The organism is Enterobacter sp. RHBSTW-00318 (assembly GCF_014101375.1).
Classification (GTDB): domain Bacteria; phylum Pseudomonadota; class Gammaproteobacteria; order Enterobacterales; family Enterobacteriaceae; genus Enterobacter; species Enterobacter ludwigii.
Map to the genome: position 1 here is coordinate 2829485 of NZ_JABXQH010000001.1, position 17790 is coordinate 2847274.

Here is a 17790-nt window from a genome sequence, read left to right on the forward strand (position 1 = left end):
CCCGTTTCAACGCGGACTGCACGCAGACCCTGGTGCGTACACGAAGTACGAGACAGGGGCGAGCACAGCCCGGGTTGAAAAAGGCAAGTAAGATAGCCCGATAGCGTTCACTACAGCCTCATCGGCATGACAACGTAAGCCGCACTTTGGCTGGCCGCATCTTCAATCTGTACACTCGAAACGGAGTCGGTCAGCAGAATGCGAACGTTCTCGCATTTAAGCGCGTTCAGTACATCCAGCACATAGCTGACGTTAAAGCCGATTTCCATCTCAGTCCCGGCATAGGTGACGTCCAGAATCTCTTCTGCCTCTTCCTGCTCCGGGTTGTTGGCGGTGATTTTGATCTGATTTTCGCTCACATACAGACGCACCCCGCGGAATTTCTCGTTAGAGAGAATCGCGGCGCGGGCAAAGGCCTGCTTGAGGCTGTCGCAACCGGCTTCCAGCGTTTTGTCCGGGTTCTTCGGCAATACGCGGCGATAATCCGGGAAACGACCGTCAACCAGCTTCGATGTGAAGACAAAATCACCCACGTGAGCACGGATGTTATTGCTGCCGATCTGCACGCGCAGTGGCGTATCACCACCGTCGAGCATACGCATCAGCTCAATCACCCCTTTACGCGGTACGATCACCGAATGGTTTGGCAGCGAGTCGCCAATGGGCATAGAACAGACTGCCAGTCGGTGACCGTCGGTAGCCACGGTACGCAGCTCTTCACCTTCGGTTTCGAACAGCATGCCGTTTAAGTAGTAACGAACGTCCTGATGCGCCATTGAGAACTGCGTGGCTTCAATCAGACGCTTCATCGTTGCCTGCGGCAGGGTGAATTCAACTTCACTCTGCCAGTCGTCCAGGTTCGGGAAGTCCGCGGCTGGCAGCGTCGAGAGCGAGAAACGGCTGCGGCCAGAGCGCACCAGCATACGGTCGCCTTCCAGCTGCACGGCAATTTCAGCGCCTTCCGGCAGCCCGCGGCAGATATCAAAGAATTTACGTGCCGGAACAGTGGTCGCGCCCGCTTCATGCGGCTGAGACAGCGTAACGCGCGCGATCATTTCCATTTCCAGATCTGTGCCGGTCAGCGACAGCGTACCGTCCGCGACCTGAAGCAGCAGGTTTCCGAGAATTGGCAGCGTTGGGCGGCCACCTAATGGGCCACTCACCTGTTGCAGCGGTTTTAATAAATGTTCACGTTCAACGGTAAATTTCATAGCGTCACGATGATAATGTTCTGATTAAATTGGAAAAATCTTCTTTTATGTCGTGGCTTTCTTCGCGTAACTGCTCAATCTTACGACAAGCGTGCAGCACGGTCGTATGGTCACGGCCACCAAACGCATCGCCGATCTCCGGCAGACTGTGGTTGGTTAACTCCTTTGCCAGCGCCATCGCCATCTGACGCGGACGCGCCACCGAGCGGGAACGACGTTTAGACAGCAAATCTGCCACTTTGATTTTGTAGTATTCGGCCACCGTCTTTTGAATATTGTCGATAGTGACCAATTTTTCCTGCAGTGCCAGCAAATCGCGCAGCGCTTCACGCACAAAATCGATGGTGATCGCACGGCCGGTGAAGTTGGCATTGGCAATCACGCGGTTCAGTGCCCCTTCAAGCTCACGGACGTTGGAGCGCAGACGCTTGGCAATAAAGAACGCCACTTCACCCGGCAGGCGAATGTCGTTTTCATCGGCTTTCTTCATCAGGATCGCGACGCGGGTTTCCAGTTCCGGTGGCTCGATCGCCACGGTCAGGCCCCAGCCAAAACGGGATTTCAGACGATCTTCAACGCCGTTGATCTCTTTTGGATAACGATCCGACGTCAAAATGATCTGCTGATTACCTTCCAGCAGCGCATTAAAGGTGTGGAAAAACTCTTCCTGGGATCGTTCTTTATTGGCAAAGAACTGGATGTCATCGATAAGCAGTGCGTCAACAGAACGGTAGTAGCGTTTAAACTCTTCGATCGCATTGTTTTGCAGGGCTTTTACCATGTCCTGAACGAAGCGCTCGGAGTGCATATACACCACTTTCGCATTTGGCTTACGCGCCATAATGCCGTTGCCTACCGCATGCAGAAGGTGCGTTTTACCCAAACCCGTGCCGCCATAAAGGAACAGCGGGTTGTAGGCACCACCGGGGTTATCTGCAACCTGGCGTGCCGCCGCGCGCGCCAGCTGGTTCGATTTACCTTCAACGAAGTTATCGAACGTGTGTTTAACATTGACGTTAGAACGGTAGGTTTGCTCTGCCGGAGCAGGCACGTTGTCCCAGCCCGAACGGGTCGCCGGAAGGGCGCGCGGTGCCGGCGCGGGGGCTGCCTGAGCAGGTATTGCCACATTTACCGTTTCACGCACGGTCTGCGTGACCGGTTTTGTTCCCACTTCAAAGCGTAGCTGAGGCGCATCGGATCCGCAGAAATCATTCAGCAGTCCATTGATGTTATTAAGGTATTTATCCCTTACCCAATCGAGCACAAAACGGTTTGGCGCATACAAAGCCAGCGTGTTATCGCTCAGTTCCGCCTGCAAGGGGCGGATCCACATACTGAATTCTGTGGCTGGTAACTCATCCTGCAATCGGGCAAGACACTGCTGCCAAAGCGAAAGTGACACGGCGGACTCCACTCGAACAATAAAAGAAAACTATTGAATATTCATGATTGTTGGCGCACATCGACATGACCCTGTGCAAAAGGGTGATGTGCGAACCGCTATATGCGGTTATACCCGGCCAGGATCGCTGGATCCCGATCGGGACCGCGGATCATAGCCTAAACTGAGCCAGAGATCTTCTGTTTCTCACAGATTCTTCCCGATTTATCCACAGGAAGATCGGAAACCGGGTAAGTGTAAACGATCCTGGGGTGAGTACCCTACGATTTAGCCCGCATATTGGAAAAATTAATGAGCACAGACAATTTCTTGCTTAAATGATCTAACGAAGATCCGGGACGATCCTTGCGCTTTGTTTGGGAGGCCGTATAATCCTCGACCCGGCGCGTGGTGCTCATCTTCCTGCGTCGTCCGTTGCTCATTTTCCACGCGAAAACGTGCGGAAATACGCGGGAAATAAGGAAAGAGAATTGACTCCGGAGTGTACAATTATTACAATCCGGCCTCTTTAATCACCCACGCTGAGGCGTTAGTCGTTCGAAACTCGTTCGGGTATACGCAAAAGTCAGTGAATTTATTCAAGTTTAGGTAGAAATCGCCATGAAACGCACTTTTCAACCGTCTGTACTGAAGCGCAACCGTTCTCACGGCTTCCGTGCTCGTATGGCTACTAAAAATGGTCGTCAGGTTCTGGCACGTCGTCGTGCTAAAGGCCGCGCTCGTCTGACCGTTTCCAAGTAATAAAGCTAACCCCTGAGTGGTTAAGCTAGCATTTCCCAGGGAGTTACGTTTGTTAACTCCCACTCATTTCACTTTCGTCTTCCAGCAGCCACAACGGGCTGGCACGCCGCAAATCACCATCCTCGGCCGCCTGAATTCGCTGGGGCATCCCCGCATCGGTCTTACTGTCGCCAAGAAAAACGTTAAGCGTGCGCATGAACGCAATCGGATTAAACGTCTGACGCGTGAAAGCTTCCGTTTACGTCAGCACGAACTGCCTTCAATGGATTTCGTGGTGGTGGCTAAAAAAGGGGTTGCCGACCTCGATAACCGTGCTCTCTCGGAAGCGTTGGAAAAATTATGGCGCCGCCATTGTCGCCTGGCTCGCGGGTCCTGATAGCCCTCATTCGGGTCTATCAACGCCTGATTAGTCCGCTACTCGGGCCGCACTGCCGTTTCACGCCAACATGCTCAAGCTACGGAATTGAGGCATTGCGCAGGTTTGGAGTGATAAAAGGCAGTTGGTTGACGGTGAAACGCGTATTAAAATGCCACCCTTTACACCCAGGTGGAGACGATCCCGTCCCGCCAGGACCCTTTGATACCAGAGAACACTAACGATGGATTCGCAACGCAATCTTCTTATCATCGCTTTGTTGTTCGTGTCTTTCATGATCTGGCAGGCATGGGAGCAGGATAAAAATCCTCAACCCCAGCAGCAGACCACGCAGACTACGACCACCGCAGCGGGTAGCGCCGCCGACCAGGGCGTACCGGCCAGTGGCCAGGGGAAACAGATTACGGTTAAGACCGATGTGCTTGAGCTGACTATCAACACCCGTGGTGGTGATGTTGAGCAGGCGCTGCTGTTGACCTACCCAAAAGAGCTGAAGTCTAACGAACCGTTCCAGTTACTGGAAACCACGCCTGAGTTTATCTACCAGGCTCAGAGCGGCCTGACCGGTCGTGATGGCCCGGATAACCCGGCTAACGGTGCGCGTCCACTGTACAACGTCGAGAAAGAGACCTTCGTGCTGGCTGATGGTCAGAACGAAATCGCTATCCCGATGACCTACACCGACGCCGCGGGCAACACCTTCACCAAAACCTTCACCCTGAAACGCGGTGAATATGCGGTGAACGTGGGCTACAGCGTTCAGAACACCGGTGCGAAACCGCTGGAACTGTCGACCTTTGGTCAGCTGAAGCAGTCCATCAATCTGCCGTCTCACCGTGACACCGGAAGCAGCAACTTTGCGCTGCATACCTTCCGTGGCGCGGCGTACTCCACGCCTGATGCGAAGTACGAGAAATACAAATTCGACACCATTGCCGATAACGAAAACCTGAACGTCAGCGCTAAAGGCGGTTGGGTGGCAATGCTGCAGCAGTATTTCGCCACTGCGTGGGTGCCAACCAACGACGGTACTAACAACTTCTATACCGCGAACCTGGGTAACGGTCTTGCAGCCATTGGCTACAAATCTCAGCCGGTTCTGGTACAGCCGGGTCAAACCGGTAAGCTGGCAAGCACCCTGTGGGTCGGTCCGGAAATCCAGGACAAAATGGCTGCCGTTGCGCCGCACCTGGATCTGACCGTGGACTACGGCTGGTTGTGGTTCATCTCTCAGCCGCTGTTTAAGCTGCTGAAGTTCATCCACAGCTTCCTGGGTAACTGGGGCTTCTCCATCATCGTTATCACCTTCATCGTACGTGGCATCATGTACCCGCTGACTAAAGCGCAGTACACCTCCATGGCGAAGATGCGTATGCTGCAGCCTAAGATTCAGGCAATGCGTGAGCGTCTGGGCGATGACAAACAGCGTCAGAGCCAGGAGATGATGGCCCTGTATAAAGCAGAGAAAGTGAACCCACTGGGTGGTTGCTTCCCGCTGCTGATTCAGATGCCAATCTTCCTTGCGCTGTACTACATGCTGATGGGTTCCGTTGAGCTGCGCCACGCGCCGTTCGCCCTGTGGATCCATGACCTGTCTGCACAGGACCCGTACTACATCCTGCCGATCCTGATGGGCGTAACGATGTTCTTCATCCAGAAGATGTCGCCGACCACCGTGACCGACCCGATGCAGCAGAAGATCATGACCTTTATGCCGGTCATCTTCACCGTGTTCTTCCTGTGGTTCCCGTCAGGTCTGGTGCTGTACTATATCGTCAGCAACCTGGTGACCATTATCCAGCAGCAGCTGATTTACCGTGGTCTGGAAAAACGTGGCCTGCATAGCCGCGAAAAGAAAAAGTCCTGATTCGGTAAGTTAACGCTAAAATAAGGGCGGTCGATTGACCGCCTTTTTTATTTGTATTGAACGAGACCAACCATGAGCCATAACGACACTATCGTCGCCCAGGCAACCCCACCGGGACGCGGTGGTGTAGGCATTCTGCGTATCTCCGGCCTGAAGGCCCGCGAGGTCGCCGAAGCGGTGCTGGGTAAACTGCCAAAGCCGCGCTACGCTGATTATCTGCCGTTTAAAGACACTGACGGCACGCCGCTGGACCAGGGCATTGCGCTGTGGTTCCCGGGCCCGAACTCCTTTACCGGAGAAGACGTGCTGGAGCTGCAGGGCCACGGTGGCCCGGTCATCCTCGACCTGCTGTTAAAACGCATTCTGACGCTGCCGGGCCTGCGCATTGCAAAGCCAGGTGAGTTCTCCGAGCGTGCCTTCCTGAACGACAAGCTCGACCTCGCACAGGCAGAAGCAATTGCTGACCTGATCGACGCCAGCTCCGAGCAGGCAGCCCGCTCCGCACTGAACTCGCTTCAGGGCGCGTTCTCGGTGCGCGTGAATCATCTTGTGGAAGCACTTACTCACCTGCGCATCTATGTCGAAGCGGCTATCGATTTCCCGGATGAGGAGATCGACTTCCTCTCTGACGGTAAAATTGAAGCTCAGCTCAATAGCGTGATGGCCGATCTCGACGCGGTGCGTGCCGAAGCACGTCAGGGTAGCCTGCTGCGCGAGGGGATGAAGGTCGTGATTGCGGGCCGCCCTAACGCCGGTAAATCGAGCCTGCTCAACGCCCTGGCGGGCCGTGAAGCGGCGATCGTCACCGACATCGCCGGTACCACCCGTGACGTGCTGCGTGAGCATATTCATATCGACGGTATGCCGCTGCACATCATCGACACGGCAGGTCTTCGCGACGCCAGTGACGAAGTAGAGCGCATCGGTATCGAACGTGCCTGGCAAGAGATTGAGCAGGCTGACCGCGTGCTGTTTATGGTGGACGGTACCACGACCGATGCCGTTGATCCGGCGGACATCTGGCCCGACTTTATTGCCCGCCTGCCGGCAAAACTGCCGATCACCGTGGTGCGTAACAAAGCGGATGTAACCGGCGAAACGCTGGGTATCAGTGAAGTGAATGGCCACTCACTTATTCGCCTGTCGGCCCGTACCGGTGAAGGCGTTGACGACCTGCGCAACCATCTCAAACAGAGCATGGGCTTTGATACCAGTATGGAAGGCGGCTTCCTTGCGCGCCGTCGTCACCTTCAGGCGCTGGAAGACGCGGCACGCCACCTCGATCAGGGGAAAGCGCAGCTGCTTGGCGCATGGGCGGGTGAACTGCTGGCTGAAGAGCTGCGTCTGGCGCAGCAAAATCTGAGTGAGATAACCGGCGAATTTACCTCGGACGATCTGCTGGGACGGATTTTCTCGAGCTTCTGTATCGGCAAATAATTACCGCTGATTAAAGGTGATTTCCCGGGAGGAAATCACCTTTGTCCAAATGGCAACTCGCCTAATCCCTTTTATCCCCCTATTCTGCTTGCCTGCATCTATGGGGGGTTTATGGCTCGTTTTCTGTTTTGTAGTTTTGCGCTGGTTCTGCTTTATCCATCGGGTATTGATATGTATCTGGTGGGGCTGCCGCACATTGCCCGCGATCTGGGTGCCAGCGAGGCGCAGCTGCATATTGCGTTTTCGGCCTATCTCGCCGGGATGGCATCATCGATGGTATTTGCCGGGAAAATCGCGGACAAAGCGGGTCGTCAGCCCGTGGCCATTACCTGTGCCATCATCTTCGCGCTGGCGTCAATGCTCTGTTCCCTGGCCCAGGACAGTACCCTGTTCCTGACAGGACGCTTTATCCAGGGAATAGGTGCCGGTGGCTGTTATGTGGTGGCCTTCGCCATCCTGCGCGATACCTTAAGCGCTCAGCGGCGTGCCAAAGTGCTTTCCATGCTCAACGGTATTACCTGCATCATTCCGGTGATGGCGCCGGTGGTGGGCTATCTGATCATGCTGAAATTCCCGTGGCAGAGCCTGTTCTGGACGATGGCGGCCATGGGCGCGCTGGTCTTTATCCTCTCGATCACGGTGCTGAAAGAGACCCATCCAGGCTCGCAAAACGCAGGCCATACGGCAACCCTTCATCCGGCCGAGACGCTGCTAAACCGCTTTTTCCTGAGTCGCCTGGCCATTACCACACTGAGCGTGGCGGTGATCCTGACGTATGTAAACGTTTCCCCGGTGTTGCTGATGGAGACCATGGGGTTTGATCGCGGTGAGTATTCCACCGTGATGGCACTTACCGCGATGGTCAGTATGGCCGTCTCGTTCTCGACGCCGTTCGCACTGAATATCTTCCGTCAGCGCACGCTCATGCTAACCTCGCAGGTGCTGTTCCTCGCTGCGGGGGGGATTCTGGCGACCACCAGCACACATGCGCTGATGCTGGTAGGGATTACGCTGATTTGCGCCGGCTTCTCCGTCGGCTTTGGCGTGGCGATGAGTCAGGCACTTGGCCCGTTCTCGCTGCGCGCGGGTGTGGCAAGCTCGGTGCTGGGTATTGCACAGGTCTGCGGTTCGTCGCTGTGGATATGGCTGGCGGCGGTCATCGGCCTTAATGCGCTCAATATGCTGATCGGGATTCTGATTGGTTGTAGCATGCTCTGCATCACCTTACTTATGGTCATCCAGCCCGCGGCCCATTATGAAGAAGCCAATCAGCAGTCTCGATCTTAACCTGTTGTTGTGCCTGCAGCTTTTGCTGCAGGAGCGCAGCGTAACCAAAGCCGCGAAACGGATGAACGTGACCCCGTCCGCGGTAAGTAAATCGCTGGCGAAACTGCGCGACTGGTTTGACGATCCGCTGTTTGTGAAAACACCGTTAGGCCTGCTGCCGACACCGCTGACGATGAGCCTGGAGCAGGATTTGGCCGACTGGATGCAGATTGGCAATCAGATCCTCGATAAATTCCATCATGACTCCCCGGGCGGGCTGACGTTCGTGCTGGCCGCGGAAACGCCTCTGATGCTGATCCGCTTTAATGCCCTGCTCGAGCAGGTCAATCAGCGCTATCCACAGGCCACGGTAAAGATGCGCCACTGGGATTACGACTCGGTGGATGCCATTACGCGCGGAGAAGTCGATCTTGGCTTCACGGGCCGTGAAACGCATCCGCGCTCCCGCGAGCTGTTGAAGCTCATGCCGTGGTTTATCGACTACGAAATTCTGTTCAGCGACCGCCCCTGCGTCTATTTGCGCGAAGATCATCCGGCTCTTCAGGAAAAGTGGAACCTGGAGACTTTCCTCCGCTATCCGCATATCAGCATCTTCTGGGAGCGCAGCGACACCTGGGCGCTTGATGAGGTGCTCAGAGAGATGGGACGTGAGCGTAATATCGCCATGAGCCTGCCCGGTTTCGAACAGTCGATGTTTATGGCGGCGCAGCCCGGCCATAACTACATCGCCACGGCGCCATACTACTGTCATCACTATAATCAACTCCACCAGCGTAAGCTGATCGCCCTGCCCATTCCCATTGATGAAGCCCAGGCTGAAAAACTGACCGTTCCTTTCACGCTGATCTGGCATAAACGAAACAGCCATAATCCGAAAATCCTCTGGCTCCGTGAGACAATCAAAGCGCTATATGCCGCTCCAGCGCTTATTTTTGCCTAAGAAAATGTAAAGTTGGGTCCTCAGGCTTCTCTTACTCCCATTTACTGATTAAAACAGAAGGCAAGTTAAGCGATAATCATGTAACCGTTTAACCGAATACGACCATTATCAAGGAGCGAAAAATGGCAACGCACTTTGCAAGAGGGATACTGACAGAGGGACATCTCGTATCGGCCAGAATTTCATCCGCGTGTCACCAGGAAGCACGTAAACTGCCGGAGCATCGCCGGACGCGGTTTTTGGCATCCCGCGCGCTTCTCGCTGAGCTGATGTTCATGCTGTACGGCACCAGTGAACTGCCGGATATCCTCACCCAACCTGAAGGCCGCCCGGTCTTTGCCGACCCGGAGCTGCCGCGTTTCTCCATTGCCTATACGGGCAATATCATTGGCGTCGCGCTCACCACTGAAGGGGATTGCGGCCTGGACATGGAGCTTCAGCACGCAACCCGCGGCTTCCACGGCGCGAACCCGCACGATGACTACCCGCTTTCCAGCAATGAAAAGCTGTGGGTGCGTAACCAGAACGATCCCATCGAGGCCAGAGCTCAGCTCATTACCTTACGCCAGAGCATTCGAAAGCTCTGTGGCTGTGCATCAGACGACGCCAGCCTGCTGCAATTGCTTCCAGGCTCCGGACGTCTGCGTTCCGCTAAAGCCACGCTGGTAGAGGCGCTCAGCGATGCCGAAGACGTACTGATTTGGTCCATCGCGGTGACCCCCGCCATCGAACGATTGAAAATCTGGGAATTTGACAGTCAACACGGATGGAGTAGCCTTCCGGATGTGCCCGAGCGAGCCAACGAACCCGCCGCGCGCCTGATGAGATTAACCAGTTTACCGGCAGAAAAAGCATATACCCTTAGCTGATCCATTCAGGGTCATCATGATGAAACAGGAGTAATCATGTCTGATACGTTGAAAGTTGTTACGTTACTGGGAAGCCTGCGCAAAGGTTCATTTAACGGGATGGTTGCCCGCACGCTGCCTCAGCTGGCACCGGCAGGTATGGACATTAGCGCCCTGCCATCGATTGGCGACATTCCGCTTTACGACGCGGATGTGCAGCAGGAAGAAGGGTTTCCACAGAGCGTAGAAGCGCTTGCAGAGCAGATCCGCCAGGCAGACGGCGTGGTGATTGTTACGCCTGAATATAACTACTCCGTCCCGGGTGGCCTGAAGAACGCCATTGACTGGTTATCCCGTCTCCCGGAGCAGCCGCTGTCGGGTAAACCGGTGCTGATCCAGACCAGCTCTATGGGCGCGATTGGCGGGGCACGCTGCCAGTACCATCTGCGTCAGATCCTGGTCTTCCTGGATGCGATGGTAATGAACAAACCGGAATTTATGGGGGGCGTGATTCAGAACAAGGTCGACCCGCAGACGGGTGAAGTGGTGGATAAAAGTACGCGTGACCATCTTTCTGGCCAGCTCACCGCGTTTGGTGATTATATTAAGCGAGTGAAAGCTTAAACGTAGCCTGACACCCTCACTCTGGCCCTCTCCCACCGGGAGAGGGCGCAAACACAAAAGCCCTTTTCGACGAAAAGGGCTTTCTGTTTATTTGGCATCAATAAAAACAATCTTCAGCACAAACAGCAGCGCCACAATGATAACGCACGGGCTGAGGTCGCGGAAGCGACCGGTACCAATCTTCATGACGCAGTAGGAGATAAAGCCCAGCGCGATACCTTCGGTGATCGAGAAGCTAAACGGCATCATCACCGCGGTAATAAACGCAGGCACCGCTTCGGTTAAATCATCCCACTTCACGCGCGACAGGCTGGAGGTCATTAACACCCCCACGTAGATCAGCGCGCCGGCTGCTGCATACGGAGGCACCATGCCCGCCAGTGGTGACAGGAAGATCACCAGCAGGAACAGGATACCCACCACAACCGCCGTCAGACCGGTACGGCCACCCACAGAGACACCTGAAGAGGATTCAATGTAAGCGGTAACAGACGATGTACCGATAAACGCGCCGGTGACAGAGGAGACACTGTCAACGAACAGCGCCTGCTTCATGCGCGGGAATTTCCCATTCTCATCCGCCAGGCCGGCTTTGTCGGTCACGCCAATCAGCGTACCGGAGGAGTCAAACAGGTTAACCAGCATGAAGGAGAAAATCACGCCCGCCAGACCCAGGTTCAGGGAGCCTGCCAGATCGACGTGCCCAATGACGGTAGATACGCTCGGTGGCGCGGAGACAATCCCTTTGTACTGCACATCGCCCAGCATCCAGCCCAGTAGCGTGGTGACCACGATGGAAACCAGCACGGCCGCATGAATATTGCGCGAAGCCAGGATAGCGATGATAAAGAAGCCCAGCACGCCCAGCAGCACGTTGTGCGAGGTCAGGTGACCGATGCTCACCAGCGTGTCCGGGTTAGCCACGATAACGCCTGCGTTTTTCAGACCCATCATGCCGATAAACAGACCAATACCGCTGGTAATGCCCACACGCAGGCTCACCGGAATATTGGCTATCATCCAGTAACGTACGCGGAAAATAGTCAGCAACAGCAGGCCAACCGCGCCCCAGAAGATAGCGCCCATGCCGACCTGCCATGGCAGACCCATCGCCTGGACGACCACGAACGCGAAGAAAGCGTTCAGACCCATTGCCGGGGCCAGCGCCACGGGCAGGTTAGCGAACACACCCATCAGGATACTGCCCAGCGCAGCGATCAGACAGGTGGTCACGAAGACGGCGCTGGTGTCCATGCCAGCAACGCCCAAAATTTGTGGGTTAACAAAAACGATATAGACCATCGTCAGGAAGGTGGTGAAACCGGCGATCACTTCGGTGCGTGCCGTTGTGCCGTGCTCACGCAGTTTAAACACGCGCTCAAGCAGACCCTGACCAGATGTCTGGGTAGTGTGTTGTTGACTCATCATCAATTTCCGAACAAGGAGGGAAAATTCGTCGCTATCCTATACCAAAATGCGACAATAGTGGCGGTTACAAGATACTTTTTTCATTGATTTTGCTTATACGGCAACGATTGCGTCTCATTAAACTGCCGTACGTAAACGTTAAACTTGTAAAAAGGGAAAGGCATGTCCGGAATTGAAGCGGTATTTTTCGACTGCGACGGTACGCTGGTCGACAGTGAGGTCATTTGTTCCCGCGCGTATGTGACCATGTTCAGGGAATTTGGCATTACGCTGGATCTCGAAGAGGTGTTTAAACGCTTTAAAGGCGTGAAGCTCTACGAGATCATCGACATCATTAACGAAGAGCACGGTGTGGATCTGGCGAAAGCAGATCTGGAGCCGGTCTACCGCGCCGAGGTCGCACGCCTCTTCGACTCCGAGCTGGAAGTCATTGCCGGGGCGAATGCGCTTCTGGATGCGATGACGGTGCCCATCTGCGTGGTCTCGAACGGTCCGGTCAGCAAAATGCAGCACTCGCTGGGTAAGCTTGAAATGTTGCACCACTTCCCGGAAAAACTGTTCAGCGGCTACGATATCCAGCGCTGGAAGCCAGACCCGGCGTTGATGTTCCATGCAGCAAAAGCGATGAACGTTAACGTGGCGAACTGCATTCTGGTGGATGACTCTTCTGCGGGAGCGCAGTCGGGAATTGATGCGGGTATGGAGGTGTTTTACTTCTGCGCCGATCCGCACAACAAACCAATCGATCATCCAAAAGTGACGACCTTCACCAATCTGGCGCAGCTGCCAGAATTGTGGAAGGCTCGCGGGTGGAATATTACTCGCTGAAAAAAGCCGGATAGCGCTGACGCTTATCCGGCCTATAGCGCTCGCAGGCCCGGTAAGCGCAGCAGCACCGGGCATGTTAGCGCATCACTCTTTCGGATCTTTACCCGCCAGCAGCTTGTCCAGCTCATCGCCGCCAACGTGACGGAAATCCTGTCCTTTCACGAAGTAGAAGATGTATTCGCAAATGTTCTGGCAACGGTCACCGATACGCTCTATTGAACGCGCGCAGAACAGCGCGGTCAGGACGCTTGGGATCGTACGGGAGTCTTCCATCATGTAGGTCATCAGCTGACGCACGATGCCTTCATACTCCTGGTCGACCTTCTTGTCTTCACGGTAGATACGTACCGCTTCGTCCAGATCCATTCGCGCAAAGGCATCCAGTACGTCATGCAGCATCTGCACGGTATGACGACCCAGCGACTCGAGGCTCACCAGCAGTGGCTGGTGCTGCTGAGAGAATTTCTCCAGCGCGGTGCGGCAGATTTTATCTGCAACGTCACCAATACGCTCCAGCTCGGCGATGGTTTTGATGATCGCCATAACCAGACGCAGGTCGCTCGCCGTTGGCTGACGCTTGGCGATAATACGCACGCAGGCTTCATCAATGGCGACTTCCATCATATTGACGTTTTTATCACCTTCGATAACGCGCTTTGCCAGCTCGCTGTCCTGGTTGTGCATCGCGGTAATGGCATCGGAAAGCTGCTGCTCAACCATGCCACCCATGGTCATCACCTGAGTGCGAATACTTTCCAGCTCTGCGTTGAACTGGCCTGAAATGTGTTTGTTAAGATTGAGATTGTCCATAGCGCGCTCCTGAATCAACCGTAACGACCGGTGATATAGTCTTCTGTTTGCTTTTTAGCGGGCTTGGTGAACAGATCGTCCGTATTACTGAACTCAATCAACTCGCCCAGGTACATAAACGCCGTGTAATCGGAACAACGCGCAGCCTGCTGCATGTTGTGGGTCACGATAACCACGGTGTAATCCTGCTTCAGCTCGGTGATCAACTCTTCAATACGGCCGGTAGAGATCGGGTCCAGAGCTGAACACGGCTCATCCAGCAACAACACTTCCGGGCGAATGGCGATACCACGCGCAATGCACAGACGCTGCTGCTGACCACCGGAGAGAGAGTAACCGCTCTGGTGCAACTTATCTTTAGTTTCGTTCCATAATGCGGCCTTGGTCAAAGCCCACTGAACGCGCTCATCCATATCCGTACGGGAGAGCTTTTCAAACAGACGTACGCCAAAGGCGATGTTGTCATAGATGGACATCGGGAACGGCGTCGGTTTCTGGAACACCATCCCGACTTTCGCACGCAGCAGGGCGATATCCTGGCTGTTGGTCAGAATGTTATCGCCGTCCAGGATGATTTCACCTTCGGCACGCTGCTCCGGATAGAGCGAATACATTTTGTTAAAGGTACGCAGCAGCGTGGATTTACCACAGCCAGACGGACCGATAAATGCCGTGACCTGGTTCCTGGCGATATCCAGGTTGATGTTCTTCAGGGCATGGAATTTGCCGTAGTAGAAGTTCAAATCACGAACCTGAATCTTACCCGGGGCAGTATCAACCATACTCATTGACTCATTTCCTCATTCGGCGCCGCGATCTGCCGCGCCGTAAAAATTTAACCGTGTTTCTGCTTCGCGAAAATGACGCGCGCCAGAATGTTCAGCAACAGTACGCAAAGGGTAATGATCAGCACCCCGGCCCAGGCCAGCTGCTGCCATTCCGCGAATGGGCTCATCGCAAATTTAAAAATCGTCACCGGCAGGTTGGCGATCGGCTGCATCATGTCCGTACTCCAGAACTGGTTGGAGAGGGCAGTAAACAGCAGCGGCGCCGTTTCGCCTGCAATACGGGCAATGGCCAGCAGGATACCGGTCATGATCCCCGATACGGAGGCTTTCAGCGTAATCGCGGAGATCATTTTCCACTTCGGCGTGCCCAGCGCGTAAGCCGCTTCACGCAGGCTATCCGGCACCAGTTTCAGCATGTTCTCGGTGGTACGAATGACGATAGGTACCTGCAGCAGCGCCAGCGCAATCACACCTGCCCAGCCGGAGAAGTGTTCCATCTGCGCCACCACAATGGTGTAAACAAACAGACCGACCACGATAGACGGCGCAGACAGCAGGATGTCGTTAATGAAACGAATCACCTCTGCCAGCCAGGATTTACGCCCGTACTCCGCCAGATAAATCCCCGCCATAATGCCAAGCGGTGTACCAACTACCGTCGCCCAGAGGATCAGCAAACCGCTGCCCGCCAGGGCATTCGCCAGGCCGCCGCCCGCCGTATTTGGCGGCGGCGTCATCTCGGTGAACAGTGACAGCGACATCCCGTCGATGCCGCGTACAACGGTCGAGAACAGGATCCAGACCAGCCAGAACAGACCGAACGCCATCGTTGCCATTGAGAGCGTCAACGCAACGCGGTTTTTGAAACGACGCTTCGCCTGCATTTTGCGACGGGATTCCGCCAGCGCAGTGGTGCTTTGCATTTCGAGAGTTGCCATTAGCGTGCCCCCTCATTTTTTGCGAGACGCAGGATCATCAGCTTGGAGATCGCCAGCACAATGAAGGTAATCACAAACAGGATCAGGCCCAGTTCCATCAGCGCCGCGACGTGCAGCCCGGATTCCGCTTCGGCAAATTCATTCGCCAGTGCGGAAGTAATACTGTTACCCGGCATGTAGAGGGAGGCGCTGTCGAGCTGGTAGGTGTTACCGATAATAAAGGTCACCGCCATGGTTTCACCCAAAGCACGGCCTAAACCCAGCATGACGCCGCCAATCACCCCATTTTTGGTGAACGGAAGGACGATGCGCCAGATAACTTCCCAGGTGGTACAGCCGATGCCGTAGGCCGACTCTTTCATCATCACCGGCGTTTGTTCGAAGACATCGCGCATTACCGCCGCAATGTACGGAATAATCATAATGGCGAGGATCACCCCCGCAGCCAGAATACCGATACCGAAAGCCGGGCCAGAGAACAGGGTGCCGACAAACGGAATGGCGGAGAGAACATTACCCACCGGTTCCTGGAAGTACGTTGCGAACAGGGGAGCAAAGATAAACAGGCCCCACATGCCGTATACGATACTTGGAATAGCGGCCAGCAGTTCAATGGCGATACCCAGTGGACGACGCAGCCAGCCCGGCGCCAGTTCCGTCAGGAACAGGGCAATACCAAAGCTCACCGGCACCGCAATCAGCAGGGCGATAAACGACGTCACCAGCGTGCCGTAAATCGGCACCAGCGCACCGTAGATATCGTTCGGCGCATCCCACTCTTTGGTCCACAGGAAGGAGAAACCGAATTTCTGGATGCTCGGCCAGGAGGAGAAAATGAGGGACACGATAATGCCGCCCAGCAGCAATAGCACAATCAGCGCAGCCAGTTTGACCAGCGCGCTGAAAATCATGTCACCTTTTTTACCCGGAGGGTTAAATGCAGGCTTTGTTGCAGCCATAAATCACTCTTCTGTTAAACGCGTTTACGAAATCGGCGGGTAGCGCGAGCGCCACCCGCCATTTTCGTCAGAATACTAAATTAATACAATGCTTTACCGCTGCTGTCTTTCACGTTGGTTTTCCATGCAGCGCGAATCTGCTCAACCACGTTGTCCGGCAGGGTGGCGTAATCCAGCGCGTTAGCCTGTTTGCCGCCGTTTTTGTACGCCCAGTCGAAGAACTTCAACACTTCAGCGCCCTGCTCAGGTTTCTTCTGCTCTTTGTGAACCAGAATGAAGGTGGTAGAGGTGATTGGCCACGCACCATCGCCTTTCTGGTTAGTCAGATCCTGAGCGAAGGATTTGCTCCAGTCAGCGCCTTTTGCAGCGTTAGCAAAGTTCTCTTCAGTCGGGCTGACTGGCTTGCCATCGGCAGAAACCAGTTTGGTGTAGGACAGGTTGTTCTGCTTAGCATACGCATACTCTACATAGCCGATAGAACCAGGCAGACGCTGTACGAACGCGGCGATACCGTCGTTGCCTTTACCACCCAGACCGGTTGGCCAGTTAACGGTAGAGCCGGAACCGACTTTAGATTTCCACTCTTCGTTCACTTTCGCCAGGTAGCTGGTGAAAACGAAAGAGGTACCGGAACCATCTGCACGACGAACCACTGCGATGTTCTGCGAAGGCAGTTTGACACCCGGGTTCAGTTTGGTGATGGCTTCGTCATCCCATTTTTTGATTTTACCGAGGTAGATGTCACCCAGGGTTTTGCCGTCCAGGACCAGCTCGCCTGATTTCAGGCCTGGAATGTTAACGGCCAGCACAACACCACCGATAACGGTCGGGAACTGGAACAGGCCTTCCTGCGCCAGTTTGTCATCAGACAGTGGAGCGTCTGATGCGCCGAAATCAACGGTATTCGCGGTAATTTGTTTTACGCCACCGGAGGAGCCGATACCCTGATAGTTAACCTTGTTACCGGTTTCTTTCTGGTAGGTATCCGCCCATTTGGCATACACCGGCGCAGGGAAGGTTGCACCAGCGCCAGTCAGGCTTGCTTCTGCAAATACAGAGAACGCGCTCAGAGATAAGGTCGCGGCGACAACAGTTGCGACAGTGGTACGCATAACTTTCATAATGTCTCCTGCAAGATTTTCGTAAATCGTTGTTTAGTGGCTACGATGAGCAAAATAGGACAAACAGGTGACAGATAAATGTACGAATTATGACAGTTTTATGACAATGAAAATTTAACTTAAATATCAGTAAAAATTCATTTAATTATCATCTAGTTAACCACTTACATGACAGCAAGTTTTCA

18 protein-coding genes are annotated in these 17790 nt (G+C 54.6%); 10 read left to right on the forward strand and 8 right to left on the reverse strand.

The window, feature by feature from the left end:
* Positions 1 to 110: 110 nt before the first annotated feature.
* Together dnaN and dnaA are read right to left on the reverse strand one after the other, a co-directional pair.
* Entirely contained in the window at positions 111 to 1211 is a 1101-nt protein-coding gene (gene dnaN / locus HV157_RS14030) for a DNA polymerase III subunit beta (RefSeq protein WP_014167956.1), read from the reverse strand.
* A gap of 4 nt (positions 1212 to 1215) precedes the next feature.
* Complete coding sequence (dnaA, locus tag HV157_RS14035; protein ID WP_020882755.1) at positions 1216 to 2613, reverse strand: chromosomal replication initiator protein DnaA; 1398 nt, start codon at positions 2611 to 2613, stop codon at positions 1216 to 1218.
* Between the two features lie 600 nt (positions 2614 to 3213).
* On the opposite strand from dnaA, the gene rpmH reads away from it, so the two are divergent.
* From rpmH to HV157_RS14080, 9 genes are all read left to right on the forward strand, one after another.
* Positions 3214 to 3354: a 50S ribosomal protein L34 gene (gene rpmH, locus HV157_RS14040; protein WP_000831330.1), complete on the forward strand. Its 141-nt coding sequence runs from the start codon at positions 3214 to 3216 to the stop codon at positions 3352 to 3354.
* Positions 3355 to 3370: 16 nt separating this feature from the next.
* Positions 3371 to 3730 carry a ribonuclease P protein component gene (gene rnpA, locus HV157_RS14045; RefSeq protein ID WP_014172301.1) on the forward strand — a complete coding sequence of 120 codons (360 nt, stop codon included), beginning with the start codon at positions 3371 to 3373 and terminating at the stop codon, positions 3728 to 3730.
* The gene (gene yidD / locus HV157_RS14050) at positions 3694 to 3951 is read left to right on the forward strand and encodes a membrane protein insertion efficiency factor YidD (protein WP_001307474.1); all 258 of its coding nucleotides are present in this window, start codon (positions 3694 to 3696) and stop codon (positions 3949 to 3951) included. Before rnpA ends, yidD begins: the two co-directional genes overlap by 37 nt.
* 2 nt (positions 3952 to 3953) lie before the next feature.
* Entirely contained in the window at positions 3954 to 5597 is a 1644-nt protein-coding gene (gene yidC, locus HV157_RS14055; RefSeq protein ID WP_014172300.1) for a membrane protein insertase YidC, read from the forward strand.
* A gap of 72 nt (positions 5598 to 5669) precedes the next feature.
* A complete protein-coding gene (mnmE, locus tag HV157_RS14060; RefSeq protein WP_182268058.1) occupies positions 5670 to 7034 on the forward strand; it encodes a tRNA uridine-5-carboxymethylaminomethyl(34) synthesis GTPase MnmE in 1365 nt (454 codons plus the stop codon).
* 111 nt (positions 7035 to 7145) lie between these two features.
* Positions 7146 to 8321, forward strand: coding sequence for an MFS transporter (locus HV157_RS14065; protein ID WP_020882757.1), 1176 nt, complete (start codon positions 7146 to 7148; stop codon positions 8319 to 8321).
* Positions 8290 to 9261: an HTH-type transcriptional regulator YidZ gene (yidZ, locus tag HV157_RS14070; RefSeq protein WP_182268057.1), complete on the forward strand. Its 972-nt coding sequence runs from the start codon at positions 8290 to 8292 to the stop codon at positions 9259 to 9261. The genes HV157_RS14065 and yidZ overlap by 32 nt, the downstream gene beginning before the upstream one ends.
* Positions 9262 to 9383: 122 nt before the next feature.
* Positions 9384 to 10130, forward strand: coding sequence for a hypothetical protein (locus HV157_RS14075; RefSeq protein ID WP_014172296.1), 747 nt, complete (start codon positions 9384 to 9386; stop codon positions 10128 to 10130).
* Positions 10131 to 10166: 36 nt separating this feature from the next.
* Positions 10167 to 10733 carry an NADPH-dependent FMN reductase gene (locus HV157_RS14080; RefSeq protein ID WP_182268056.1) on the forward strand — a complete coding sequence of 189 codons (567 nt, stop codon included), beginning with the start codon at positions 10167 to 10169 and terminating at the stop codon, positions 10731 to 10733.
* An 87-nt stretch (positions 10734 to 10820) separates the two neighbouring features.
* On the opposite strand, the gene HV157_RS14085 is transcribed toward HV157_RS14080, so the two are convergent.
* Positions 10821 to 12158, reverse strand: coding sequence for an NCS2 family permease (locus HV157_RS14085; RefSeq protein ID WP_138614807.1), 1338 nt, complete (start codon positions 12156 to 12158; stop codon positions 10821 to 10823).
* A 165-nt stretch (positions 12159 to 12323) separates the two neighbouring features.
* On the opposite strand from HV157_RS14085, the gene yieH reads away from it, so the two are divergent.
* A complete protein-coding gene (gene yieH, locus HV157_RS14090) occupies positions 12324 to 12989 on the forward strand; it encodes a 6-phosphogluconate phosphatase (protein ID WP_078775105.1) in 666 nt (221 codons plus the stop codon).
* An 84-nt stretch (positions 12990 to 13073) separates the two neighbouring features.
* Here the strand turns inward: yieH and phoU are convergent, their stop codons facing one another.
* The 5 genes from phoU to pstS form a co-directional block, all read right to left on the reverse strand.
* A complete protein-coding gene (phoU, locus tag HV157_RS14095) occupies positions 13074 to 13799 on the reverse strand; it encodes a phosphate signaling complex protein PhoU (RefSeq protein ID WP_008500182.1) in 726 nt (241 codons plus the stop codon).
* A gap of 14 nt (positions 13800 to 13813) precedes the next feature.
* Positions 13814 to 14587, reverse strand: coding sequence for a phosphate ABC transporter ATP-binding protein PstB (gene pstB / locus HV157_RS14100; protein ID WP_014172291.1), 774 nt, complete (start codon positions 14585 to 14587; stop codon positions 13814 to 13816).
* A gap of 47 nt (positions 14588 to 14634) precedes the next feature.
* The gene (gene pstA / locus HV157_RS14105) at positions 14635 to 15525 is read right to left on the reverse strand and encodes a phosphate ABC transporter permease PstA (protein WP_014172289.1); all 891 of its coding nucleotides are present in this window, start codon (positions 15523 to 15525) and stop codon (positions 14635 to 14637) included.
* Positions 15525 to 16484 (reverse strand): phosphate ABC transporter permease PstC, encoded by a 960-nt coding sequence (gene pstC / locus HV157_RS14110; RefSeq protein WP_014172288.1) that lies wholly within the window; start codon positions 16482 to 16484, stop codon positions 15525 to 15527. The genes pstA and pstC overlap by 1 nt, the downstream gene beginning before the upstream one ends.
* Positions 16485 to 16564: 80 nt before the next feature.
* Positions 16565 to 17605 carry a phosphate ABC transporter substrate-binding protein PstS gene (gene pstS / locus HV157_RS14115; protein ID WP_014172287.1) on the reverse strand — a complete coding sequence of 347 codons (1041 nt, stop codon included), beginning with the start codon at positions 17603 to 17605 and terminating at the stop codon, positions 16565 to 16567.
* Positions 17606 to 17790: the final 185 nt, after the last annotated feature.